Source organism: Mycolicibacterium helvum (genome assembly GCF_010731895.1).
Lineage (GTDB): Bacteria > Actinomycetota > Actinomycetes > Mycobacteriales > Mycobacteriaceae > Mycobacterium > Mycobacterium helvum.
Genome location: NZ_AP022596.1, coordinates 890,806 through 914,673 on the forward strand (window position 1 = coordinate 890,806; position 23,868 = coordinate 914,673).

18 protein-coding genes are annotated in these 23,868 nt (G+C 67.4%); 12 read left to right on the forward strand and 6 right to left on the reverse strand.

Going from position 1 to position 23,868, the window contains the following annotated elements; translation table 11 throughout:
- The first annotated feature begins 7 nt into the window (after nt 1-7).
- Together G6N38_RS03895 and G6N38_RS03900 are read left to right on the forward strand one after the other, a co-directional pair.
- Nucleotides 8-3,397: a TM0106 family RecB-like putative nuclease gene (locus G6N38_RS03895; protein WP_163746333.1), complete on the forward strand. Its 3,390-nt coding sequence runs from the start codon at nt 8-10 to the stop codon at nt 3,395-3,397.
- On the forward strand, nt 3,394-4,746 hold the full coding sequence (locus tag G6N38_RS03900; RefSeq protein WP_163746334.1) for an FAD-binding oxidoreductase: 1,353 nt from the start codon (nt 3,394-3,396) through the stop codon (nt 4,744-4,746). The genes G6N38_RS03895 and G6N38_RS03900 overlap by 4 nt, the downstream gene beginning before the upstream one ends.
- 52 nt (nt 4,747-4,798) lie before the next feature.
- On the opposite strand, the gene G6N38_RS03905 is transcribed toward G6N38_RS03900, so the two are convergent.
- Both G6N38_RS03905 and G6N38_RS03910 read right to left on the reverse strand, forming a co-directional pair.
- Nucleotides 4,799-5,617: a thioesterase family protein gene (locus G6N38_RS03905; RefSeq protein WP_163746335.1), complete on the reverse strand. Its 819-nt coding sequence runs from the start codon at nt 5,615-5,617 to the stop codon at nt 4,799-4,801.
- A 2-nt stretch (nt 5,618-5,619) separates the two neighbouring features.
- Nucleotides 5,620-6,468: an SMP-30/gluconolactonase/LRE family protein gene (locus G6N38_RS03910; RefSeq protein ID WP_163746336.1), complete on the reverse strand. Its 849-nt coding sequence runs from the start codon at nt 6,466-6,468 to the stop codon at nt 5,620-5,622.
- A 103-nt stretch (nt 6,469-6,571) separates the two neighbouring features.
- Between G6N38_RS03910 and G6N38_RS03915 the strand changes: the two genes are divergently transcribed.
- The 6 genes from G6N38_RS03915 to G6N38_RS03940 are packed head-to-tail and all read left to right on the forward strand — an operon-like array spanning nt 6,572 to nt 12,037.
- Nucleotides 6,572-7,543: a zinc-binding dehydrogenase gene (locus G6N38_RS03915; RefSeq protein WP_163746337.1), complete on the forward strand. Its 972-nt coding sequence runs from the start codon at nt 6,572-6,574 to the stop codon at nt 7,541-7,543.
- Nucleotides 7,540-8,295, forward strand: coding sequence for an HpcH/HpaI aldolase family protein (locus tag G6N38_RS03920; RefSeq protein ID WP_163746338.1), 756 nt, complete (start codon nt 7,540-7,542; stop codon nt 8,293-8,295). The genes G6N38_RS03915 and G6N38_RS03920 overlap by 4 nt, the downstream gene beginning before the upstream one ends.
- The gene (locus G6N38_RS03925) at nt 8,292-9,023 is read left to right on the forward strand and encodes an SDR family NAD(P)-dependent oxidoreductase (RefSeq protein WP_163746339.1); all 732 of its coding nucleotides are present in this window, start codon (nt 8,292-8,294) and stop codon (nt 9,021-9,023) included. Before G6N38_RS03920 ends, G6N38_RS03925 begins: the two co-directional genes overlap by 4 nt.
- Complete coding sequence (locus tag G6N38_RS03930) at nt 9,005-10,486, forward strand: flavin-containing monooxygenase (RefSeq protein ID WP_163746340.1); 1,482 nt, start codon at nt 9,005-9,007, stop codon at nt 10,484-10,486. The genes G6N38_RS03925 and G6N38_RS03930 overlap by 19 nt, the downstream gene beginning before the upstream one ends.
- Nucleotides 10,487-10,490: 4 nt before the next feature.
- Complete coding sequence (locus G6N38_RS03935) at nt 10,491-11,432, forward strand: alpha/beta hydrolase (RefSeq protein ID WP_163746341.1); 942 nt, start codon at nt 10,491-10,493, stop codon at nt 11,430-11,432.
- Nucleotides 11,433-11,470: 38 nt separating this feature from the next.
- The gene (locus G6N38_RS03940) at nt 11,471-12,037 is read left to right on the forward strand and encodes a hypothetical protein (RefSeq protein ID WP_163746342.1); all 567 of its coding nucleotides are present in this window, start codon (nt 11,471-11,473) and stop codon (nt 12,035-12,037) included.
- 9 nt (nt 12,038-12,046) lie between these two features.
- Here G6N38_RS03940 and G6N38_RS03945 read toward each other — a convergent pair whose 3' ends face one another.
- The gene (locus G6N38_RS03945) at nt 12,047-12,877 is read right to left on the reverse strand and encodes an SDR family oxidoreductase (protein ID WP_163751786.1); all 831 of its coding nucleotides are present in this window, start codon (nt 12,875-12,877) and stop codon (nt 12,047-12,049) included.
- Nucleotides 12,878-12,985: 108 nt separating this feature from the next.
- The gene (locus G6N38_RS03950) at nt 12,986-14,881 is read right to left on the reverse strand and encodes an MFS transporter (RefSeq protein WP_163746343.1); all 1,896 of its coding nucleotides are present in this window, start codon (nt 14,879-14,881) and stop codon (nt 12,986-12,988) included.
- A 271-nt stretch (nt 14,882-15,152) separates the two neighbouring features.
- Between G6N38_RS03950 and G6N38_RS03955 the strand changes: the two genes are divergently transcribed.
- On the forward strand, nt 15,153-16,259 hold the full coding sequence (locus G6N38_RS03955; protein WP_163746344.1) for an Rv2629 family ribosome hibernation factor: 1,107 nt from the start codon (nt 15,153-15,155) through the stop codon (nt 16,257-16,259).
- Here the strand turns inward: G6N38_RS03955 and G6N38_RS03960 are convergent.
- Nucleotides 16,256-17,512 (reverse strand): multidrug effflux MFS transporter, encoded by a 1,257-nt coding sequence (locus tag G6N38_RS03960; RefSeq protein WP_163746345.1) that lies wholly within the window; start codon nt 17,510-17,512, stop codon nt 16,256-16,258. The two genes, G6N38_RS03955 and G6N38_RS03960, sit on opposite strands and share 4 nt — an antisense overlap.
- A gap of 160 nt (nt 17,513-17,672) precedes the next feature.
- Between G6N38_RS03960 and G6N38_RS03965 the strand changes: the two genes are divergently transcribed.
- The 3 genes from G6N38_RS03965 (at nt 17,673) to G6N38_RS03975 (ending at nt 23,270) form a co-directional block, all read left to right on the forward strand.
- Complete coding sequence (locus G6N38_RS03965; protein ID WP_163746346.1) at nt 17,673-18,413, forward strand: hypothetical protein; 741 nt, start codon at nt 17,673-17,675, stop codon at nt 18,411-18,413.
- A gap of 210 nt (nt 18,414-18,623) precedes the next feature.
- Nucleotides 18,624-22,310: a multifunctional oxoglutarate decarboxylase/oxoglutarate dehydrogenase thiamine pyrophosphate-binding subunit/dihydrolipoyllysine-residue succinyltransferase subunit gene (locus G6N38_RS03970; RefSeq protein WP_163746347.1), complete on the forward strand. Its 3,687-nt coding sequence runs from the start codon at nt 18,624-18,626 to the stop codon at nt 22,308-22,310.
- A 519-nt stretch (nt 22,311-22,829) separates the two neighbouring features.
- The gene (locus G6N38_RS03975; RefSeq protein ID WP_163746348.1) at nt 22,830-23,270 is read left to right on the forward strand and encodes a TetR family transcriptional regulator C-terminal domain-containing protein; all 441 of its coding nucleotides are present in this window, start codon (nt 22,830-22,832) and stop codon (nt 23,268-23,270) included.
- 142 nt (nt 23,271-23,412) lie between these two features.
- On the opposite strand, the gene G6N38_RS03980 is transcribed toward G6N38_RS03975, so the two are convergent.
- Nucleotides 23,413-23,787 (reverse strand): DUF732 domain-containing protein, encoded by a 375-nt coding sequence (locus G6N38_RS03980; protein ID WP_163746349.1) that lies wholly within the window; start codon nt 23,785-23,787, stop codon nt 23,413-23,415.
- Nucleotides 23,788-23,868 lie beyond the last annotated feature (81 nt).

The following is a 23,868-nucleotide window of genomic DNA, read 5'->3' on the forward strand; positions in this document are numbered from 1 at the left end:
TAGGGCTGTGTTCGTCGCCGACGACCGCGTCATCTACAGCGCATCCGATCTCGCCGCGGCCGCACGCTGCGAGTATGCGCTGCTGCGCGCCTTCGATGCCAAGCTGGGCCGCGGCCCTTCGGTGTCAGTTGCCGACGAGCTGCTGGCCCGTACCGCCGAGCTCGGCGGCCAGCATGAGGAACGCCACCTCGACGAGCTGCGCTCGATTACTGACGTCACGATCATCGGCAGGCCCGCCTACACCGTCGCCGGACTGACTGCCGCCGCGGACGCCACCCTGACTGCGGTCGAACAGCGCGCGCCCGTCATCTACCAGGCCGCGATGTTCGACGGCCGCTTCGCCGGATTCGCCGACTTCCTGGTGCTCGATGCCGACCGCTACCGGCTGCGCGACACCAAGCTCGCCCGCTCAGTGAAGGTGGAGGCGCTGCTGCAGCTGGCCGCCTACGCCGAGACGCTGGCCGCCGCGGGTGTGGCCGTGCACGACGAGGTGGAGTTGGTGCTGGGCAACCGAACAACGCAGGCCTACCGGGTCGACGAGTTGCTGCCGGTCTATCGGTCGCGACGCACCGAACTGCAGGAGTTACTGGATCGGCACCTTGCCGGCGAAGTCGCGGTCCGGTGGGAGGACGAATCCGTGCGCGCCTGCATGCGCTGCCCGGAGTGCGAGGCGCAAGTCCGTGCGCACGACGACCTGTTGTTGGTGGCGGGCATGCGAGTCAGCCAGCGGGCCCGCCTGATCGACGCCGGCATCAGCACCGTGGCCGAGCTGGCTGCGCATGAGGGGCCCGTCCCGGACATGCCGGCCCGCGCGGTTGCCGCGCTGAGCGGACAGGCCCGGCTGCAGATCGCTCCGCGGGTGGACGGCAAGCCGCCGTTCGAGGTGGTCGACCCGCAGCCGCTGATGCTGTTGCCCGATCACGACAAGGGTGATCTGTTCTTCGATTTCGAGGGTGACCCGCTGTGGACGGCCGACGGTACCGACTGGGGCCTGGAGTACCTGTTCGGTGTGCTCGGCGCGGGTGGGGACTTCCGGCCGCTGTGGGCCCATGACCGCCGCCAGGAACGTAAGGCGCTCAAGGGTTTCCTGGATATGGTCCGCAAGCGACGCAAGCGGTATCCGAAGATGCACATCTACCACTACGCGGCATACGAGAAGACGGCCCTGCTGCGCCTGGCCGGCCGCTACGGCGAGGGCGAGAACGAAGTCGACGATCTGCTGCGCAACGGCGTCCTGGTGGACCTGTATCCCTTTGTGCGCAAGAGTATCCGGGTCGGCACCAAGAACTACAGCCTCAAATCACTCGAGCCGTTGTACATGGATGCCGAACTACGCACCGGCGATGTCACCACCGCCACTGATTCGATCACCATGTATGCCCGCTACTGCGAGCTGCTCGCCAACGGCAACGCCGACGAGGCCGCGACCGTGCTGAAGGAGATCGAGGACTACAACCACTACGACTGTCGGTCCACCCGCAAGCTGCGGGACTGGTTGTTGCACCGCGCATTTGAAGCCGGTGTGCCACCGCTGGGCATGCAGCCGGTGCAGGACAGCGGGCAACTCGACGTCGACGACGACCTGGCGCGCACGCTAGGCACTTTCGCCGGGGACGACATCACCGCCCGTAGCCCCGAGCAGCGAGCGGTCGCGATGGTCGCGGCCGCCCGTGGGTATCACCGCCGCGAGGACAAGCCGTTCTGGTGGGGTCACTTCGACCGGCTCAACAGCTCGGTTGACGAATGGTCGGACACGCCAGGCGTTTTCCTGGCCACCCAGGCTGTAGTCGACACCGAATGGCACGTTCCGCCGCGGGCCCGCAAGCAACAGCGGCGGTTGCTGCTGACCGGTGCGATCGCCGCCGGTGAACTCGACCGTGACATGTACGCGCTGTACAACCCGCCGACACCGGCCGGTCTGTCCGACGACCCCGAGCGACGGGCCTACGCCCCGGTGACCGTGCTCGGCTGCGACGACCCGTCGGCCCCCACCGAAGTGCTGGTGATGGAACGAGAGCCCAAGAACGGTGGGCCGTTTGACGCCGTGCCGTTCGCGCTCACCCCCGGCCCGCCGTTTGCGACCAAAGCCCTGCGCGAGTCGATCGATGCCGTCGCGGCCCAGGTCGCGGCGGGCCTGCCCGACCTGCCGTCGTCGGCCGTCGTCGACATCCTGCTGCGCCGCCCGCCACGCACGGGTGCGCTGCTGCCGCGTACCGGCGACAGCGCCGCCGACATCACCGCCGCACTGCTGGCGCTGGACTCGTCGTATGTGGCGGTGCACGGCCCGCCCGGTACCGGCAAGACCCACACCGCTGCTCGGGTGATCGCCGACCTGGTCAACCAGCACTGCTGGCGCATCGGCGTCGTCGCACAGTCACATGCCGTGGTGGAGAACCTATTTCGCGACATCATCAACGCCGGGGTGGATCCAGCCCTGGTGGCCAAGAAACCCAGCGGCACCGGCCCGTGGACCGATATCGACGAAAAGACCTACCCCGCGTTCATCGCCAGCAATGACGGCTGCGTAATCGGCGGCACAGCATGGGATTTCGCGAACCAGACCCGGGTTCCCCCGGGCTGCCTCGACCTGTTGGTCATCGAGGAAGCCGGCCAGTTCTGTCTGGCCAACACCATCGCCGTCGCGCGGGCGGCCACCAATCTGCTGCTCCTCGGTGACCCGCAGCAGCTGCCCCAGGTCAGCCAGGGCACCCACCCCGAGCCGGTGGACGCCTCGGCGCTGGGCTGGCTGGTCGCCGGTCACCACACGCTGCCCGAAGATCTCGGCTACTTCCTGGACCGCTCGTACCGCATGCATCCGACAGTGTGCGCCGCAGTGTCCCGGCTGTCCTATGACAATCGACTGCACTCGGTGCAGGAGCGCACCGCAGCCCGCCACCTCGCCGGATTCCGGCCTGGGGTGCACGTACTGACCATCGAACACGACGGCAGCTCGACGGACAGCCGCGAAGAGGCCGAGGCGATCTTGGCCGAGATCACCCGCATGCTCGGATCAGCCTGGACCGACGAGGACGGTACCCGCGAGCTGAGCCCCGCCGACGTGCTGATCGTGACCCCTTATAACGCGCAGGTGGTGTTGTTGCGGCGGCTGCTCGACGCGGCGGGACTGTCCGAGGTGCAGGCCGGCACGGTGGACAAGTTCCAGGGCCGTCAGGCCCCGGTCGTGTTCATCTCGCTGGTGGCCTCGTCGATCGCCGAGGTGCCGCGCGGAATCTCGTTCCTGCTCAACCGCAACCGGCTCAATGTCGCGGTGAGCCGGGCGAAGTATGCCGCGGTGATTGTTCGTTCGACGATGCTGACCGACTACCTGCCGTCGACACCAGCGGGGTTGGTGGAGTTGGGGGCGTTCTTGGCCATGTGTGGTAAACCCACGCCATGAGTTCCTCGCTGTCCGAACGACTCCAGGCGATCGTGGGTGCCGCACACGTCGTCACCGACGCCGATGTCCTGGACAGCCGGAGCATCGACCACACTGGGCGCTATCGAGGGAAGGCCAGTGCGCTGGTCCGTCCCGGCTCGGCCGACGAGGTCGCCGCAGTGTTGACGGAATGCCGCAACGCGGGGGTGTCAGTGACGGTGCAGGGCGGGCGCACCTCGCTGGTGGCCGGAACGGTGCCCGAGCACGAGGACGTGCTGCTCTCGACGGAGCGGCTGACCGAGATCGACGATGTGGACGTCGTCGAGCGCCGCATCCGGGTGGGGGCCGGAGTGACGGCGGTGGCCGTACAGCGGGCAGCTGCCGCGGCCGGCCTGTTGTTCGGGGTCGACCTCGCCGCCCGCGATTCGGCCACCGTCGGCGGGATGGCGTCCACCAACGCCGGCGGGCTGCGAACGGTGCGCTACGGCAACATGGGTGAGCAGGTGCTCGGGCTGGATGTTGCACTGCCCGACGGCTCGGTGGTGCACCGGCACAGCCAGGTGCGCGCCGACAACACCGGCTATGACCTGGCATCGTTGTTCGTCGGCGCGGAAGGCACGTTAGGGGTGATCACCGGGTTGGATCTGCGCCTGCATCCGGTGCCCGCACATCGGGTGACGGCGGTGTGCGGTTTCACCGACCTGACCGCGCTGGTGGCCACCGGCAGGGCGTTACGTGACACCGAATCCATTGCCGCCCTTGAGCTCATCGACGGCCGCTCGACGGCGCTGGCCGCGAAACATCTTGATGTGCCGGCGCCCACACCCGGCGACTGGCTGCTGCTGATCGAGCTGGCCGGCGAGACCGACCTGACCGAGCGACTCGCCGACGCACTGGAAGGCGCCGAGCTAGCCGGCGAACCAGCGGTCGGTATCGACAATGTTGCTCAGCAACGGCTCTGGCAGGCCCGCGAATCCACCGCCGAGGTGGTCGGGCTATTCGGGCCACCGCTGAAATTCGATGTCTCCCTGCCCTTATCGGTGATCCCGGCGTTCGCTACGGATTCCGCCGCGCTGGTCACCGAGCACGCCCCGGACGCCATCCCGGTGCTGTTCGGCCACATCGGCGAGGGCAATCTGCACCTCAATGTGTTGCGCTGCGGCGCCGAGCAGGAAGCGCACCTGTACGCGGCGATGATGAAACTCATTGCCAACCATGGTGGCAACGTCAGCTCGGAGCACGGTGTGGGCAGCCGTAAGCGCGCCTACCTGGGCATGGCGCGAACGGATGCCGACATCGCCGCGATGCGCGCCATCAAGGCTGCGTTCGATCCGACCGGCTACCTCAATCCCGCGGTGCTATTCGACTGACGCTCCGAATGTAACGCCGCGGCGCGAAAACTCGGGATCGAACGCCCTGACGTCACGCTCGCGGGGGGCGCGGCCGCACCAGCACCGACTGTTGAATGACGCCGACGGCACCGTCGTCGTCGAACAGCGTGCCCACCGTCGTTGCCACCCCGTCGGGCCCATACATCGTCTCGGCGCGCACACCGATCCACTCTCCGTTCGGAACTCGGTGAATGTGCACCACCAGATCGGTATTGAGGAACGTGTACTTTCTGATGTCGATCTTGGAGCCGATGCCGTTGGCGTCGTCGGCGACAGCGAACAGCCGCTCGAGCGGTGTCATCTCCTCACCCTGCACCAAGTCGACCAGCGGCCGCAGCCACGACTCCCCCGGACCGGGCGCCAGCGGTTTGGTCAACCACAACCACTCCAGGCTGTGCACGTAGTTGCGGTCGAAGTTGTCGGCCAGGTTGCGGTTCACGCCGTCCGCGCGCGGGCGCAGCGGCGGGACCGGGGCCGACAGCAACGCCTCGGTGTCCAGCGTCAGCATCCGCCAGCCGCTGGCCCGGGCGACCGCGCGTGGCCGCCCGTCGGAACCCTGGCCGAGCATCGTCGCCGAGACCAATTCGATCTGCTTACCGCCCCGCTCAACCGTCGCGGTGACCCACAGGTCCCCCTCGGCCGGTACCGGACCCAGCAGGTCGACGACCACCCGGCTCAGCCTGGTGTCCACCCGCTGCTGACAGCGTTCCAGCGCGCGGACCAATAGCGCCGACACCGGACCGGCGTGCTGGATGTGCGACGTCCACGTGCTGCGAACCAAGTCGGTGGCCCGAAACCTCTCTCCGCGCGGGTCGTCCGGGTCGACGAGTTCGTAGTAGCTGTCGGTCATGCTTACCTTTCGGTTGACGGGAAACCCGCGCCGGGGATCTCGACCCTGACCGTCTCGACGCATGACCCGCTGGTGCCGATGAGGCGCTGCGGATAGGCATCCGGCGTCGAGACCAGGAATAGGATGCGCCGGTCGGGCCCGCCGAGGATGCAGGCGATGGCGGCGCGGTCGCCGATGTCGATGCGGTCGGTGACCGCGCCGCCGGCCTCGATGCGGGCGAACTGGTGGGCCAGCGTCATCGACGTCCACACCCCACCGGCGGCGTCGAGCGCGATACCGTCCGGCGGACCGTCGAGCCCGTCGGCGAACACCCGCCGCCCCGACAGCCCGCCGCCGCCGTCGATGTCGTAGGCGGTCAATCGCCGCCCGATCGACTCGGCCACGATCAGCGTGCGGCCATCTGGCGTGATCACCATGCCGTTGGGGAAGTCGAGGTCCTCGGCCACCACAATGACCGAGTCGTCGGGGTCGAGCCGGGCGATGATGCCGCCCTCGCGCGCCTGGCAGCCGACGTAGGCCCGGCCGGCGGCGTCGATCACCAGGTCACCGAGATTGGCCGGTGCGATCCCGGACAGGTCGGCGACCTCGGTGACCGCGTCGCCGTCGTAGCGCAGCACCACCCGGCGCTCGGTCGATACGATCAGCAATGTGCCGTCGGGACGGAAGCCCAAGCCGGCGGGCGCGTGGCCGGCCAACTCCAGTGTGGTCATCGAGCCGTCCAGGGTGACGGTGTGCACCGCCTCGCCAAGCATGTCCGACAGCCACAACAGACCTTCGAACCAGCGGGGCCCCTCGCCGAAGCAGAAGCCGTCGGCCAGCGGGGCCCGGGGCGGGGAACCGATCGCCGTCATATCTCGCCTTTACACATATCCCAACCTTTACAAAACATTGCACAAGTGTCACGCTCCGTAGGTGGCACTGTCAACGACCCACGCGTTATCGGAGGCCTAGCCAGTGTGGTGTTATCGGCTCGTCGCGCCGTATACCTTCGAGCGGGTCACGGTTCCCGAACCGCCATCCGACCGGCTGCCCGACGGCAAGGTCCTGCTGAAGTTCCTCGCCGCCGGAATCTGTGGCAGCGACATCCCCGGCTTCAAAGGCGTGCAGGGCCGGCTGCCCGGTGACACCGGTGCACTGGCCGCCGAGATGGCCGGCTTCCCGGTCCACGAGATCGTCGGCGAAGTCCTGGCCAGCGCCCACCCCGACCACCGCCCCGGCGACCGCGTCGTCGGCTGGGCCTCCGGCTTCGACGGCCTGATGGAGTTCGTGGTCTCCGACGGCAACGGGCTGGCCCCCTACGACCCGACGCTGAGCCCCGCCCACGCAGTCGGACTGCAGCCGCTCGCCTGCATTCTGTATGCGGTCGAACAACTTCCGCCCCTGGCCGGCAAGCGGGTCGCCGTGATCGGCCAGGGTTCGATCGGGCTGCTGTTTTCCTTCGTCGCCAAGGCCGCCGGCGCCGCGCATGTGACCGGGGTCGATCCCATCTACCGCGATGATATCGGCGCGAAGTTCGGCGTCGACACCGTAGTGCGCGCCACCAGCGATCGCTGGGTGGCTCACCTCGCGCCACACAACAAGCCCGACGTGGTCATCGAGGCCGTCGGCCACCAGGTGGCCACACTGAACAACGCCGTCGAAGCGACGGGCTTCGGCGGCACGGTGTTCTACTTCGGCGTGCCCGACGACGACAGCTACCCGATCAGCATGCGCACCATGCTGCGCAACAACCTCACACTGAAATCCGGTGTGACACTGGAGCGCCGGCGGATGCTCGATGCCGCCGACGCCTTCGCCCGTGAGCACCCTGATCTGCTCAGCAGGTACCTCACCCACACCTTCGACGTCACCGAGGTGCAGGACGCCTTCGAGTTCGCCTGCCGTCCGACCCCGGGGCGAGTGAAGATCTCGATCGTGGCCTCATGACCGCCAGCAGACTGCAGCAGGCACTGGCCGAAAAGCCTCAGGTGTGGGGAGGCTGGATCACCGGACCGACGTTCGCCGGGCCCGACGAATTCGCGCACGCTGGTTACGACTACGTCGGATTCGACATCCAGCACGGCTACCTCGACGACGCCGACGTGGCACAGATCCTGCGCCGCATCGAGCATGTCCCGATCGCCACCGCGGTCCGGGTCCCCTCGCCCGCGTCCGCGCCTATCGGCCGGCTGCTCGACGCCGGGGCCGACGCGATCATCGTCGCGATGGTCGACCGGCCCGAGCAGGCCGCCGAGGCGGTGGCCGCAACCCGATACGCCCCCGAAGGCATCCGCAGTTTCGGCCCGCTGCGCGCCAGCCTGGGCCGCGACCCGGCTGAATTAGCAGGCAGGGTCAGCGTGTTCGCCATGATCGAGACGGCGGCAGGGCTGGACGCGGTCGCCGACATCTGTGCGGTGCCAGGGCTGGCGGGTGTCTACGTCGGACCGGCGGATCTGGCTATCTCCCTTGGGGTCGGAATAGTCAAGGCGACCAGCAACAGAGAAGTTCGTGATGCGGCAGTACGCGTGCAGCAAGCCGCGGCGGCGGCAGGCATCGTGGCGGGTATCCACGCCGGTGACGGCCTGACTGGAAAGGATCTGGCCGAATTGGGCTTTCAGCTGATAACCCTCGCTCCGGAGTCGGCCGCATTACGCCGCGGTGCGACCGCCCATCTCGCGGAAGCCGAGGGTCGGCAGTGAGCGCAACCAAAGTCGCACTGGTCACCGGGGCGGCACGCGGCCAGGGTGCGGCGGTGGTCAGGCGGTTGCGCGCCGACGGCTTCAAGGTTGCCGCCGCCGACGTTCGCATTGACGAACTGCGCACCCAGGTCAACGAACTCGACGACCCGGATGTGCTCGCCGTCGAGCTGGACGTCACCTCCGAACAGCTGTGGTCGGCGGCGGTGGCCGAGGTGGTCGAGCAGTTCGGCGGATTGAGTGTGCTGGTGAACAATGCCGGCGTATTACACCGAGCGTCACTGTCCGAAGAGACCCCGCAGGGCTTTGAAAGTAGCTGGCGATTCAACACTTTGGGACCCTTCCTGGGTATCAGGGCGGCGCTGGGCCATCTGCGCCAGGCCGAAGGGGCGGCGATCGTGAACACCTGCAGCACCGGGGCGATCCGGCCGTTCCCCTTCCACGCGGCGTACGGGTCGTCGAAATGGGCGCTGCGCGGCCTGACCCAGATCGCCGCCGCGGAATTGGCCGGTGACGGCATCCGGGTCAACGCGGTGTTCCCCGGACCGATCGACACACCCATGCTCGACGACACGGCCCGACAGCGGCTGATCGAGCGGTCGTATGGCGGCCGGCTCGGCCAGCCGATGGAAGTCGCGGACGCGGTGGCATTCCTGGTCTCCGAGCATGCCTCGTTCATCACCGGAGCCGAGCTCGTGGTCGACGGTGGGCAATGCCTGCGGATCGGTTGAGCCGGCTGTCCGTCGGCATCATCGGCGCCGGCCCTGGCGGCCTGGCACTGGGTATCTTCCTGGCCAAAGCTAGCTTTCGTGACTTCACCATCTTCGACCGGGAGGACGGGGTCGGCGGAACCTGGCGGATCAACACCTATCCCGGGCTGGCCTGCGACGTGAAGTCGCACCTGTACTCCTATTCGTTCGACCTGAACTCGGACTGGAGCCGGATGTGGCCGGGTCAGCCAGAGCTGCTGGAGTACTTCGAACGCTCGACTGACCGTCATGGCCTGCGCCCACACCTGCGGCTGAACACCGAAATCACCACGGCACAGTGGAATCCCGGCGCCAACACCTGGACGTTGACCGATTCAACCGGGCAGCACCACACCTTCGACATCGTGGTCTCCGCGGTCGGGATGTTCACCAGGCCGCTACTGCCCGAGCTGCACGAGCTGGAGCCGTTCACCGGGACGCTGATGCACACCGCGCGCTGGGACCATTCGGTGGACCTGCGCGGAACCCGGGTTGCCGTGCTGGGCACCGGCTCCACCGCGTCACAGCTGCTGCCCGAGGTCGCCAAGGTGGCCGACAAGGTGTACTCGGTGCAACGCTCCCCCACCTGGATACTGCCCAAGCCGGACCGGCCGTACAGCGACCGGGAGCGCTGGATCTTCAAGCGCATTCCGTTCGCCAAGAAGTTCTACCGCACCCGGCTGTGGCTGCGCAGTGAACGCAACATCTCGGTGATCGAGAACGGCAGCGACAAAACCCAAGAGTTCAAAGACATCTCGCTGCGCCACCTGGAGTCCGCGGTGGCCGACGCCGACCTGCGCGCCAAACTCACCCCCGAACACCCACTGGGCTGTAAGCGGCTGGTGTTCGCCGCCGACTACCTGTCGACCTTGACCCAGCCGCACGTCGAGGTGGTGTCCAGCCCGGCCCGCTCGCTGCGGGCACGCTCGCTGGTCACCGAGGATGGCTCCGAACTCGACGTCGACGTGGTGCTGTGCGCCACCGGTTACGCCGCCACCGACTACCTCGGCCAGATCGAGGTCCTCGGCGAGCACGGCCGGTCACTGCACGACACCTGGCACGACGGTGCCTTCGCGTATCTAGGCATGACAGTTCCGGGTTTCCCGAACTTCTTCATGCTCTACGGACCCAACACCAACGTCGGCTCCAACAGCGTGATCTTCGTGCTCGAAGCCCAGGCCCACTACATCGTGCGGGCGCTGAAGCACCTGCGCCGCACGCGCGGGCGCTATGTGGCGGTGCGCGCCCAAGCGATGGCGGACTACCTGTCCGATATCGACCGGTGGATGGCGGGCACCGTCTGGACCACGCGATGCAGCAACTACTTCCGGGCGCCCAACGGCCGGGTGGTCACGCAGTGGCCGCGCAGTGCGCGCGCGTTCTGGACGATGACGCGCCGATTTCGCCCCCGCGCCTACACGTTCACCGCACCGCCGGGCGGATAGCACCATGCAGCCCGACCCCGAACTCCTCCGGCGACTCGACCCCGCGCTGCACGGGTTCGCCGCAGCACGCAGCGATCTGTCGCTGGGTGGTCTTGCCGCCGTTCGGGATTCGCTCAACCAACGCCGGCACGAGGCGGTCGGCCAGATCGATACCACCGGGGTCGAGATCACCGACGCCCGCGTTCCGTGTGACGGCACGGCGGCGGTTCCGGTCCGGATCTACCGCGGCGCCCCGGCACCGTCGCCGGCCGTGATCTATTGTCACGCCGGTGCATTCGTAATGGGCAACCTCGACACCGACCACCGCCAGTGCGTCGAACTGGCCCGCCAAAGTGCCTGCACGGTCATTTCCGTCGACTATCGACTGGCCCCCGAACACCCCTACCCGGCTGCGCTCGAGGACACCGCCGCGGTACTGGCATGGGCCTGGGCGACAGCCCAGGAGCTCGGACTGGACCGCGACCGGCTGGCACTGGCCGGCAACAGCGCCGGAGCCGCGCTGGCCGCCGGGCTCGCCCAGCGGGCAACGGCCGAGACGTCGCCGCCGATCGTCGGCCTGTTGCTGCACCAACCCGTGCTCGACGACCGCCGCAGCGCGTCAAAAGCGGAGTTCGACTCCACCCCCGGCTTCGACGGGGTCGCCGCCGGACTGATGTGGCGGCACTATCTCGGCCAGACTGCCCCCAGCGCTGCCGCGGTACCCGGCCGCGGCCACCAAATGATCGGCGCCGCAAGCACCTTCATCACCTGCTCAGAGCTGGATCCGCTGCGTGACGAGGCACTGGAGTACGCCCGCCAGTTGTTGCAGGCCGGCGTTCGCACCGACCTGCACATCTTCGGCGGAACCTGTCACGGCTTCGACTCGCTGTGTCCCGACTGGAAGGTCAGCACGGCACTGCTGACAATGCAGGCGCAGGCGCTGCGGCGCTTCTTCGGCGAATCTTGAGCTTTACAGATTCTCGTGAAACTGTCACGCTGTGTCTCGTGCAGGATATCGACGAACGAGACCGGCAGCGCGAGCTCGCCCGGTCACGGCAACGCACCCCCAGGCACGCCCGCTACCAGCTCGACGTCGTCGGCGCCCATGTCGCCGACATCGTGGACTCGGCGGGCGGCTGGCTCTTCGACCGGGTGATGGCGGGCTGGGATGTACGGGTCGCAGTCGCCGATCCGGGCGACCTGGCCGCACTGCAGATCCTCGGTGTTCAGACGGTCGGGCTGGGAACGGTGTTCGGCGCCGGCGCGAACGCCCCGACCGCGCTGGCGGTGGCCGCCGCGGTGTGCGGCACCGACGATCGGGTGCGCGATGCGTTGGCGGCGTCGGTGCGCTCGGCGCGAACGGAAGTCACCATGTGGGGTGATGTGTGGGTCCCCAGCATGGGGCGTCCCGGCGACGAGGTCCGTCACGAATTGAGCGCAGCCGCACGCATGTTCAAGGCTCAGGCGGCGTTCGCCGCGGGGCTGGAGCCGACGACCGCAGCCTTCGAGGTATTCCGGAGCTACGGCCAGTTGATTGGGGCCGATTACCCCGACCTACTGCCAATGGGCTGACGCCCGCTGCTACTTGTCGACGAAGATGTCGATGATCGGATTGTCGCCGCCGCCGTAATGGGACAGGTCCTCGATACCGGCCGCCCGCAAGACGTCAGAGTCGATCAGGCAGGAGCCGTTGACCTGCGCGCCCGGCGAGGTGAGGATCTCGACCGCCGCGTCGGCCATGATCTCCGGGCTGCGCGAAGACGCCATGGCCTCTTCGAAGTCCGGGGAGTTGGCCACCGCCGAGGTCGCGATGTAGGTCTCGGGCCACAGGCAGCTGAAACCGATTCCGGTGTCGGCATATTCGGCCGCCCACCCCAACGACAGCAGTGTCATCCCGTACTTCGACAGCGTGTAGGCCGGGTGGGCACCCAGCCAGTACGGATTCAGGTTCAGCGGCGGCGCGATGGTGACCACGTGGCCGTTGGGCGATGTGCGCAGATGCGGCAGGCAGGCTTTGGTCAGCAGGAACGTGCCGCGAATGTTGATCTGCTGCATGAGATCGAACTTCTTGGCCGACAACGTTTCGGTCGGGTCGGTGGCGATGGCGCTCGCATTGTTGATGCAGATGTCCACCCCGCCGAAATTCTGCACGGCGGCGTCGACCGCGCGGGCGACATCCTCCTCGCTGCGCACGTCGCCGACCACCGCGACGGCCTTACCGCCGGCCGCTTCGATCTCGGCGGCAGCGGTGTAGACCGTGCCGGGCAGCTTCGGGTGCGGCTCGGCGGTCTTGGCCAGCAGCACGACATTGGCGCCGTGCCGGGCCGCACCGAGCGCGATGGCCAGACCGATTCCCCGGCTGCCGCCGGATACGACCAGGGTGCGGTCGACGAGCGAACACGTCTCGGCCATCATTCTCCTCGTTGAAAACTACATTCTCATTCTCAGCGAGCATAATACTCATGCAGGAAGAACGGTTGTCGGGATCGGTGGCATCGGGCGGGGTAACGAGGAAGCTTTTCAGTCACCCGGCCGTGAATGGCGACCGTAAGTCTCGACGTCGGCGCGCTCGTCGCGATGGTGGCGGGCCGGCTGCGGCTGACTCGGGTCGATGAGGCGATGCCGGGACCGTGGCGCGGGCTCTGGTGCCACGATCTCCAGAGGCCGGTGGTGCGATTCACCATCGACAGGGAAACCGTTGTGCGCGAATCCAATCGGCTCAACGGGCAGCTCGGCCCGTGGTTCGGGCTCGTCGAGCGGATGCTGCCACACAATCACTTCGGTCGCGTCATCGACCGGTTCGGGCACGGACACCGGCCGGTGGGTCGAATCCACCTCATACTCCACGTAGTCGTCGTCGTCATAGTCGTCGTCATAGACCGGGATTTCGTCGGTGATGTCGTCGTCCATCGCCGGGCGCGGGGACCCCAGCCCACCGAGCACGAACAGCGCCGCGACGATGCCGAACAGTGCGACGAACGCGGGCAGCAGCATCGACTGCGCCAGAGCCGCCGAGAACGGCTCGTGCAAGAACGTCGGAAGCTTCAGCACGGCCATTTCACTGGCCGACGCGTCAGTTGGCGCGGCCGGCATCTCGTCGCTGATCCGGGAGGCCATGAACGCGGCGATCCCGGCGCTGCCCAGCACCGAACCGACTTGTCGGGTCGCGTTGTAGACGCCGGCGCCGGCGCCGGCCAGATGCGGCGGCAGGTTGCGGGTGGCAGTGGTGGCCAGCGGCGCCCAGATGAACGCCATGCCGACGCCCATCGCGATCAGCGGCAGCACCAGCCGCCAGATCGGCGTCGTCGGCGTCATGTCGATCGACAGCCAGGTCAGGGCAATCGCGACCACCGAGAAGCCGAACCCGAGGATCGGCCGGGGATGGGCCCGGTCGACCAGTTGACCCACGAACGGGGCCAGCACCCCGCTGAAGATGGCCATCGGCGCGATCAGCAGCGCCGAGCGCGTCGGCGACAGGCCACACACCACCTGGGCGTAGAAGAAGATCGGCAGCATCATCGCGGTGACGACGAAGCCGATCACTGCCACACCGAGGTTGGACAGGGTGAAGTCCCGATCGGCGAACATCTGCAACGGCACCAGCGGCTCGCGGCGGTTGATCGACTGCCAGTACACGAACGCGGTGAAGAACCCGACGCCCGCGACGATGACCGCCCAGATCCAGGCCTGCCAGTGGTGGCTCTGGCCCTCCTGCAGACCGAACACGACCAGGAACATGCCGACGCCGGAGAGCACCACACCCAGGACATCGAAGCGGTGCCTGCTGGTCGGCATCGTCGGGATCAGCCAGACCGCCAGCGCCAAGCCGATCACACCGACCGGAACGTTGACGAAGAAGATCCACTCCCAGCCCAGCCGCCCGACCAGCACTCCGCCGGCCAGCGGGCCGATCAGGGTGGCCACTCCCGCGGTCGCACCCCACATGCTCATCGCCACGCCGCGGCGCTCGGGCGGAAAGATGCGGGTGATCGTTGACAGGGTCTGCGGGGTCAGCAGGGCGGCGCCGATTCCCTGCGCGACGCGGGCGGCGATCAGCATGTCGATAGAGCCGGCCAGACCGCACCACAGCGAGGACGCGGTGAAGATGGCCAGGCCGATGATGTAGAGATTTTTCGGGCCGAAGCGATCCCCGAGGCGCCCGGCCAGCAGCAGCGGCACGGCGTAGGCCAGCAGGTAGGCGCTGGTCACCCAGATGACAGTGTCGTAGCTGGTGATCTCCAGCCCGTCCATGATGCTGGGGTTGGCGACCGCGACGATCGTCGAGTCGACCAGGATCATGAAGAATCCGACGAGCATGGCCCACAGCGCAGGCCACGGATTCGCGGGCGCGCTGGGCTGGTCCGGCTCGGGGTCCAAGTCCACGTCCGGCGCCGAGCCGGCCATGTGCCTGGTCATATCCGTACCTCACTTCGGCTTGCTGCAACGGTGTCGGCGCGCGCTGTCGAACCGTTGTCGGGCCCCCGCACCTCATCGGTTAGCAGCAACACCATGTGCGTAACGCTGCCGGATGTGATTGTGCTTCCGGCTGCCGTCACGCGCCGGATCGAGCCTATCGGCCCGCCGAGCGGGTGCCCGGTGGCGGCCCCGGCCAGACGCGACGACTCCGGCGTACGTTGAGGCAGACAGCCATCACGATCCTGGACCGATTTCCAGCGCAGGAGAAGCCATGCATTCCGACCGCTTTCGGCCATTAGTGGACTCGAAGGGTCCGTTCGTCTCGATCTACTTCGACGACTCCCATGACACCCAGGACGCCTCGGCGCAGCTCGACGCCAGGCTCCGCGATGTACGCAAGCACCTCGAGGAGCAGTCCGTCGACGCGGCGGTGATCGAGGCCATCGACGGCGCCGTGCGCGGCGCCCATCCGCCCGTGGGCCGCAGCGGCCGGGCGGTCGTCGTCGCGGGCACCGACATCGTCCTCGATGAGCACCTCATCAGGCCGCCCACCACCACGGTCATTCGGGTCTCCGAGCTGCCCTATCTGGTTCCGATCGTCGAACATGGCCTGCTGCACGCCGCCTACCTGTTGGTCGTCGTCGACCGCACCGGCGCCGACGTCACCCTGCACCGCGCCGGCCTGGTCAGCACCCAAACCGTCGAGGGCGAGGGCTACCCGGTGCACAAGGCCAAGTCGGCCGAGCACGAATTCGGCGGGGCGCAACCGCGGGTCGACGAAGCCATCCGCAAGAACATCCGCGAGGTCGCCGACCGCGTCACCCAGCTGGCCGACGAATCCGCGGCGGCGCTGGTGTTCATCGAGGGCGAGGTCAATGCGCGCACCGAGCTGGCGTCGGCGCTGCCCGAGCGGGTCGCCGAGAAGGCCGTTGAGCTGCAGGGCGGTGGACGTGCCGCCGGAACCGACCAGTCCGAGGTCCACCACGAGATCGGTCAGGAGTTCCTCAAGCGCCGGCTGACCACGATCGATGACGCTGCCCAGCGTTTCGCCGCCGGTCGCGGCACCGGGCTGGCTGTCGAGGGCCTGGCCGATGTGACGGCCGCGCTGCGGGACGGTGCGGTGGACACGCTGATCATCGGCGACATCGGGGATGCCACCGTCGTAGCCGGCTCCGATCTGGCCATGATCGCTGCCGATGCCGACACCCTGTCCGACCTCGGCGGTGCGCCCGAGCGCACCCTGCGCGCCGACGAAGCGCTCCCCCTGCTCGCGGTTGCCACCGGCGCCGCCCTGGTGCGCACCGACGAGCGGTTGAGTCCGGCCGACGGCATCGGTGCGGTGCTGCGGTATGCGGAGAACAGCTCAGCGAGCAGCTAAGCAGCCTCGGGGACGGCTTCGTCGCCAGCGCCGACCGCCAGCAGCGCCAGCAGCGCGATGGCCACACCCGCGGTCATCACCACCGACAGTGCGATCTCGTCATTGCCCATCAGCCCCACCACGGGCGCGATCACCGCACCCACACTGAATTGCGCGGCGCCCAGCAGGGCGGCCGCGGTCCCGGAGGCTTCGTGGTGGCGGGAAAGCGCGACCGCGGGAGCGTTCGGGATGACGAAGCCCATCATCGACAGCACCGCCCAGGCCGGGACCAGGAAGCCGTACATCCCGCCGGTGTGGGTGACCGACAATGCGATGAACACCGCCCCAGCCGCAGTCGCCAGGGTCAATGCGCCCACCAGGATGCGCTGGGGCGAGAACCGGCGCAGCAGAACGACATTGAGCTGGGTAGCCGCGACGAACGCGATCGCGCCCGCGCCGAACACCAGCGCGAAGGTCTGCTGATCGAGCCCGTGACGGCCTTGCAGGACGAAGGCTGCACCGGCGATGTAGGCGAACAGCCCTGCCATCCCGAGCGCACCCACCAGGACCAGGATCACGAAACGCAGATCCCTCAGCAGGGTCAGGTAGGTCGATCCGATCGAGCGCACCCGCAACGGACGCCGGTGAGCCGGTGTGAGGGTTTCCGGCAGCGCCAATGCGGCGACCAGGAGGAGGGCACCGGCCAGCACGATCAGCGCGGCGAACATCCAGTGCCAGGACGCCTTGAGTAGCACCGCCGCGCCCAGCGACGGCGCCACGATCGGGGCCACCCCGAGAACCAGCATCAGCCGCGACATCACCGTGGCCGCCTCGCTGTCGTCGAACAGGTCGCCGACGACGGCTACCGCCACCACCATCGCGGCCGCGGCACCCATCCCCTGCAGCCCACGCGCCACACTGAGCACCTCGATGTTCGGGGCGAACAGGCAGAGCACCGAGGCCAGCATGTGCAGGACGATGCCGGCCATCAACGGGCGGCGCCGGCCCAGCGAGTCCGACAGCGGGCCGACGATGAGCTGCCCTAGCGCCAGACCCGCCAGCGTGCCGGTCAGCGTCAACTGGGCCACCGAGGAGGACACCCCGAGCTCATGGGCAATCTGCGGCAACGCGGGCAGATACATATCGATGGTCAGCGGCCCCAGCGCCACCATCGCACCCAGCACGACGATCATCCGCCGCTCGCTGGGAGCTGCCACCTCCGCGGACCCGGCCGGCGGGTTTTGGGTGGCAGCCACAGCCCGGGATGTTGCCATGCACACCCACAGCGCGCGCCACTGGTTATTTGTTCCTCCTGCGGCTATTCGGCCCGTGGTGACCGGGATCACCGCAGGGCACCTTCAGGCGGCGCTCGTTCGTTAGCCTGGATGTCGGAGCCGGCCGGCGATAGTGAGCCGGATACCAGGAAGGCACCCCATGAAGGTCCGTCGCGAGCAATTACCGGCGCGGGTCGATGACGACGCGACCATGTCCGCGCGGGTGCTGTCCCAGGTTATCGAGCGCAGCACGCGGGTCCAGGCGCCAGCGGTCAAGGCCTACGTCAGCCGGCTGCGCCGATCCAAGCCCGAAGCCACCCCCGCCGATATCGTCACCAAGCTGGAGAAGCGCTATCTGGCTGCGGTGATGGCCAGCGGTGCCGCCGTCGGTTCGGCCGCCGCGGTTCCCGGTATCGGCACTTTGGCCGCGTTGTCGGCGGTGGCCGGCGAGACGCTGGTGTTTCTGGAGGCCACCGCGGTCTTCGTACTGGCGATCGCTGAGGTACATGGCATTCCGCTCGAGCAGCGAGAGCGTCGCCGGGCGTTGGTGCTGGCGGTTCTGGTCGGCGACGAGAGCAAGGGCGCGATTGCCGACCTGCTGGGCCCGGGCCGCACCAGCGGCGCCTGGCTGGCCGAAAGTGCCGAGATGTTGCCGTTGCCGGCGTTGTCACAGCTCAACACGCGCCTGATGCGGTACTTCGTCAAGCGGTACACCCTCAAACGCTCGGTGATGGCGTTCGGCAAGATGCTGCCCGTCGGCATCGGAGCCGCGGTTGGCGGCGGCGGCAACCGAATGATGGGCAAAAAGATTGTGAACAATGCCCGCACAGCGTTTGGGCCCGCGCCCGCCCGGTGGCCGGTCAGCCTGCACCTGCTGCCGGCGATCGAGCCCGGGCGATAGCCGTTCGTCGACCTCTACCGACCGGTTGTCGCAGCATGAGACGTGCTTGCACATCTCTGCGGTAGTGCTAGTCGGGCATGGTGCTGACGTGCTTCGGGAAGACCGAAGAAGGGTTAGCCTTTTAGGCGGCGATGTGTCGGAGCAAAACAGTGGGGGCAAACCGTCCGCGTGCGGCTTGCCCAGACGAAGGAATCGAGGCGAGTAACTGCCGTGAGCAGTACGAGTTCACCATTCGGCCAGAATGAATGGCTTGTCGAGGAGATGTACCGCAAGTTCCGCGACGACCCCTCCTCGGTCGATGAGAGTTGGCACGAATTCCTGGTCGACTACAACCCCGAGCCGGTGACCGACTCGGTCGCCGGCGGCAACGGCCAGCCGGCCGCGGCGCCGGTCTCGCCGCCGGAACCCGCGCCGGCCCCTGCCCCGGCCAAGACCACCCCGGCCACCACCGCGCCGGCGGGTAATGGCGCGGCCGCACCGGCACCGAAGGCTGCACCGGCACCGGCGCGCAGCGGTGACGAGACGCAAGTGTTGCGCGGCGCGGCTGCCGCCGTCGTCAAGAACATGAACACCTCGCTGGAGATCCCGACCGCGACCAGCGTGCGGGCCATCCCGGCGAAGTTGATGATCGACAACCGCATCGTGGTCAACAACCACCTCAAGCGCACCCGCGGCGGCAAGGTGTCCTTCACCCACCTGCTCGGCTACGCGATCGTGCAGGCGGTCAAGACATTCCCCAACATGAACCGCCATTACGCCGAGATCGACGGCAAGCCCAACGCGGTCACGCCCGAACACACCAACCTGGGCCTGGCGATCGACCTGGCGGGCAAAAACGGGAGCCGGCAACTCGTTGTCGCCGCGATCAAGAACTGCGAGACCATGCGGTTCGGCCAGTTCATCGCCGCCTACGAGGACATCGTGCGACGCGCCCGCGACGGCAAGCTGACCGCCGAGGACTTCGCCGGCGTGACGATCTCACTGACCAACCCCGGCACTATCGGCACCGTCCACTCGGTGCCCCGGCTGATGGCCGGCCAGGGCGCGATCATCGGCGCCGGCGCGATGGAGTACCCGGCGGAGTTCCAGGGCGCCAGCGAGGAGCGCATTGCCGAGCTGGGCATCGGCAAGGTGATCACGCTGACGTCGACCTACGATCACCGCATCATCCAGGGCGCAGAGTCCGGCGATTTCCTGCGCACGATCCACGGGCTGCTGCTCTCCGACGACTTCTTCGACGAGATCTTCTTCGAGCTAGGCATCCCGTACGAGCCGGTGCGCTGGCGCACCGACAACCCCGACTCGATCGTCGACAAGAACGCCCGGGTCATGGAGCTGATCGCGGCGTACCGCAACCGCGGGCATCTGATGGCCGACATCGACCCGCTGCGATTGGACAAGACCCGTTTCCGCAGCCACCCCGACCTGGACGTCAACACCCACGGCCTGACGCTGTGGGACCTGGACCGGGTCTTCAAGGTCAGCGGGTTCGCCGGCAAGGAATACAAGAAGCTGCGCGACGTGCTCGGGCTTCTGCGCGACGCCTACTGCCGCCACATAGGCGTCGAGTACACCCACATCCTCGAACCCGAGCAGCAGAAATGGCTGCAAGAGCGCATCGAGGTCAAGCACGAAGGTCCGACGGTCGCCCAGCAGAAGTACGTGCTGTCCAAGCTGAATGCCGCCGAGGCCTTCGAGACCTTCTTGCAGACCAAATACGTTGGCCAGAAGCGATTTTCGCTTGAAGGCGCGGAAACTGTCATCCCGATGATGGATGCCGCGATCGACCAGGCCGCCGAGCATGCCCTCGACGAGGTCGTGATCGGTATGCCGCACCGCGGCCGGCTCAACGTGTTGGCCAACATCGTCGGCAAGCCCTACTCGCAGATCTTCAGCGAGTTCGAGGGCAACCTGAACCCCTCGCAGGCGCACGGCTCCGGTGACGTGAAGTACCACCTGGGCGCCACCGGCAACTACATCCAGATGTTCGGCGACAACGACATCGAGGTGTCGCTGACCGCCAACCCGTCACACCTGGAGGCGGTCGACCCGGTCATGGAGGGCCTGGTGCGGGCCAAGCAGGACCTGCTGGACAAGGGCACCGGCGATGATGGCTTTACGGTGATGCCGCTGATGCTGCACGGCGATGCGGCCTTCGCCGGCCAGGGTGTGGTGGCCGAGGTGCTGAACCTGGCGTTGCTGCGCGGCTACCGCACCGGCGGCACGATCCACATCATCGTCAACAACCAGATCGGCTTCACCACCTCGCCGCAGGACTCGCGCAGCTCGGAGTACTGCACCGACGTCGCAAAGATGGTGGGAGCCCCCATCTTCCACGTCAACGGTGACGATCCGGAGGCCTGTGTCTGGGTGGCGCGCCTGGCGGTGGACTTCCGGCAGAAGTTCAAGAAGGACGTCGTCATCGACATGCTGTGCTACCGCCGTCGCGGGCACAACGAAGGTGACGATCCGTCGATGACGCAGCCCTACATGTACGACGTGATCGACACCAAGCGCGGCGTTCGCAAGACCTACACCGAAAGCCTGATCGGCCGCGGCGACATCTCGATGAAGGAGGCCGAGGACGCGCTGCGCGACTACCAGGGCCAGCTGGAGCGGGTGTTCAACGAGGTTCGCGAGCTGGAGAAGCACGCTATCGAGCCCAGCGAGTCGGTCGAGGAAGACCAGATGATCCCGCGCGGCATGACCACCGCGGTGGACAAGGCGCTGCTGGCCCGCATCGGTGACGCGCACCTGGCGTTCCCCGAGGGCTTCAACGTGCACCCGCGCGTCAAGCCGGTGCTGGAGAAACGCCGCGAGATGGCCTACGAGGGCAAAGTCGACTGGGCGTTTGGCGAATTGCTGGCGCTGGGAACGTTCTTGGCCGAGGGCAAGCTGATCCGGTTCTCCGGGCAGGACACTCGTCGCGGCACGTTCACCCAGCGGCACTCGGTGATCATCGACCGCAAGACCGGCGCGGAGTTCACCCCGCTGGATCTGTTGACCGTCAACCCCGACGGCACACCGACCGGCGGCAAGCTGTTGGTGTACGACTCGGCGCTGTCGGAGTACGCGGCGGTGGGCTTCGAATACGGCTATTCGGTGGGCAATCCCGACGCGCTGGTGTTGTGGGAGGCGCAGTTCGGCGACTTCGTCAACGGCGCGCAGTCGATCATCGACGAGTTCATCAGCTCCGGTGAGGCGAAGTGGGGTCAGCTCTCCGATGTGGTGCTGCTGCTCCCCCATGGTCACGAAGGCCAGGGGCCCGACCACACGTCGGGCCGCATCGAGCGGTTCCTGCAGCTGTGGGCCGAGGGCTCGATGACGATCGCCTTGCCGTCGACCCCGGCGAACTATTTCCACCTGCTGCGCCGGCACGGCCTGGACGGGGTGCACCGTCCGCTGATCGTGTTCACGCCGAAGTCGATGCTGCGCAACAAGGCTGCCGTCAGCGATATCCGGGATTTCACCGAGCAGAAGTTCCGGTCGATCATGGAGGAGCCGAGCTACACCGACGGCGAAGGCGACCGCGACAAGGTCACCCGAATCCTGTTGACCAGCGGCAAGATCTACTACGAGCTGGTGGCACGCAAGGAGAAGGACAAGCGCGACGATGTCGCGATCGTGCGGATCGAGCAGCTGGCCCCGCTGCCCAAGCGACGGCTGAGCAACACACTCGATTCATACCCGAATGCAGGAGAGTTCTTCTGGGTGCAGGAGGAGCCGGCCAATCAGGGCGCCTGGCCGACGTTTGGGCTCACGTTGCCAGAGTTGTTGCCGGAGAAGCTTACCGGGATCAAGCGGATCTCGCGCCGCGCAATGTCGGCGCCGTCGTCGGGCTCGTCGAAGGTGCACGCCGTCGAGCAGCAGGAGATCATCGACGAGGCGTTCGGCTAGTCAAACCTCGCGCGCGAGTGTGCGCTGTCATACGCCGCGACCGGCGCGTCGCGGATGAAACGGCACACTCGCGCAATTGAGGCGCTAGACGGTGTGCAGGCCCGAGCTTCCCACTTTCGGGGTCGCCGACGTCACGACGTCGATGTGGTGTCGCGGGTGCGTCGATGATCTCGACAAGTCGTGGGCTGGTCGGGTTGCGGAATTCCGCTGTCCTGTCCGGCGGTTAGGGATTCCCTAGCCGTGCGTGACGAGTTGCCGTGCAGGGGTGTGGGACGTGGGGGTTTGGCGCCGCAGACTCAGCGCCATCCTGGCGGCTTCTGAAAGATACGTGCGCAACGTCTCATGGTGTCCGACGAAGAGCCGGCTGGTACGCAACCACATGGGCAGGACCGTGTTTACCCTCAGTACGTTGCGAATGCTCAGCGGCAAGGCCAAGCCAAGGTCCTCCTTCCATTCGGGGTGCGGGACAGGTTCGACGAGGCGGTGGCGTCCACTCGGCGAACTGGCGATTCACCGGCTGTGGCACCGTCAAGTTCCGGGCACCGAGCGGCTCGACGACGAGCCAAGTCACGCGAGAGCCTGCTCGCGGTCGCCGCGGAGGCGTTCCACCACACGCCGTATCGCGACGTCCGGATCGAAGACTTGGCTGCCGCGGCCACCGGCCCCAGTCCCTTGACGGAGCAACTGCGCGAAAGCATCGGCAACCACATGGCGCAGCTGGTGGCCGAGTTTGAGTCCCAGATCGAATTGGCCATCGCCGCCGGGGAGATGCACGCGGACTTCGACGCCCACCTGGTGGCCCAATTCCTCTGGGGCGCGTGGAACGGAGTCGTGTCCCTGGGGTTGCGTGGCGACAAGATGCGACTGGGAGATGACGAAGTCGCCGCCTGCCTCCGACAAGGCACACGGATCGTGCGGAACGGACTATCCGTCAGCCACTGTCCAAGCACATCCGCCTAGAAGCACCGACGCAAAGCACGCCGAATGCGGCTGCTACGTGGCGCACACCAAGAGCCAAAGACCTTGGGGCAGTCCCGTGCGAGCGGGTAGCGCAGCGTGATGTCAAGGGCGCCGGCGTGCAGTTTGAGGGACCAGCGCGCAGCTAGAAACCGAGGTTGCCCAGCAACGGCAGCGAGATCGGCGTCTGCCCGTTAGCCAGGTCCTGCACGGCGCGCGGGCAGAAGAACGAGACCGCGAGGCCGGTGAACATGGTGGCCGGACCCAACGGCCGGCCCAGCCGATCGGCCACGGTGGACGCGATGTCGGCGGTGTTCTGGCTCCGGTCAGCGAGCAGCGGGCAGACCGACTGGCCCAGTTCGACGGCTTGTCCCGGATCGATCCCGGTGATGCCGGCACCGGTCAGCGCGTTCAGGAAATCGTCGGTGGTGGTATCGGCCTGGGCAGGCGCCGCCAGCACCACGGCACCGGCGGCCAAACCGGCCACGGCTGCGGCGCTGGAAATCCGGCGAAACATCATGCTCTAAGCATCGCGGACGGGTATCCCCCTGTTACCGGCGGGGGGCAGCCCGATACCCTTGGTCCCACTAAACATGCGTCA

What these genes read in the sequence shown, in the direction of transcription:
- G6N38_RS03900 (WP_163746334.1), top strand. Translation starts at nt 3,394, where the DNA reads ATGAGTTCCTCGCTGTCCGAACGACTCCAGGCGATCGTGGGTGCCGCA.
- G6N38_RS03905 (WP_163746335.1), bottom strand. Translation starts at nt 5,617, where the DNA reads ATGACCGACAGCTACTACGAACTCGTCGACCCGGACGACCCGCGCGGA.
- G6N38_RS03910 (WP_163746336.1), bottom strand. Translation starts at nt 6,468, where the DNA reads ATGACGGCGATCGGTTCCCCGCCCCGGGCCCCGCTGGCCGACGGCTTC.
- G6N38_RS03920 (WP_163746338.1), top strand. Translation starts at nt 7,540, where the DNA reads ATGACCGCCAGCAGACTGCAGCAGGCACTGGCCGAAAAGCCTCAGGTG.
- G6N38_RS03930 (WP_163746340.1), top strand. Translation starts at nt 9,005, where the DNA reads ATGCCTGCGGATCGGTTGAGCCGGCTGTCCGTCGGCATCATCGGCGCC.
- G6N38_RS03935 (WP_163746341.1), top strand. Translation starts at nt 10,491, where the DNA reads ATGCAGCCCGACCCCGAACTCCTCCGGCGACTCGACCCCGCGCTGCAC.
- G6N38_RS03945 (WP_163751786.1), bottom strand. Translation starts at nt 12,877, where the DNA reads ATGGCCGAGACGTGTTCGCTCGTCGACCGCACCCTGGTCGTATCCGGC.
- G6N38_RS03950 (WP_163746343.1), bottom strand. Translation starts at nt 14,881, where the DNA reads ATGACCAGGCACATGGCCGGCTCGGCGCCGGACGTGGACTTGGACCCC.
- G6N38_RS03955 (WP_163746344.1), top strand. Translation starts at nt 15,153, where the DNA reads ATGCATTCCGACCGCTTTCGGCCATTAGTGGACTCGAAGGGTCCGTTC.
- G6N38_RS03960 (WP_163746345.1), bottom strand. Translation starts at nt 17,512, where the DNA reads ATGGCAACATCCCGGGCTGTGGCTGCCACCCAAAACCCGCCGGCCGGG.
- G6N38_RS03965 (WP_163746346.1), top strand. Translation starts at nt 17,673, where the DNA reads ATGAAGGTCCGTCGCGAGCAATTACCGGCGCGGGTCGATGACGACGCG.
- G6N38_RS03980 (WP_163746349.1), bottom strand. Translation starts at nt 23,787, where the DNA reads ATGATGTTTCGCCGGATTTCCAGCGCCGCAGCCGTGGCCGGTTTGGCC.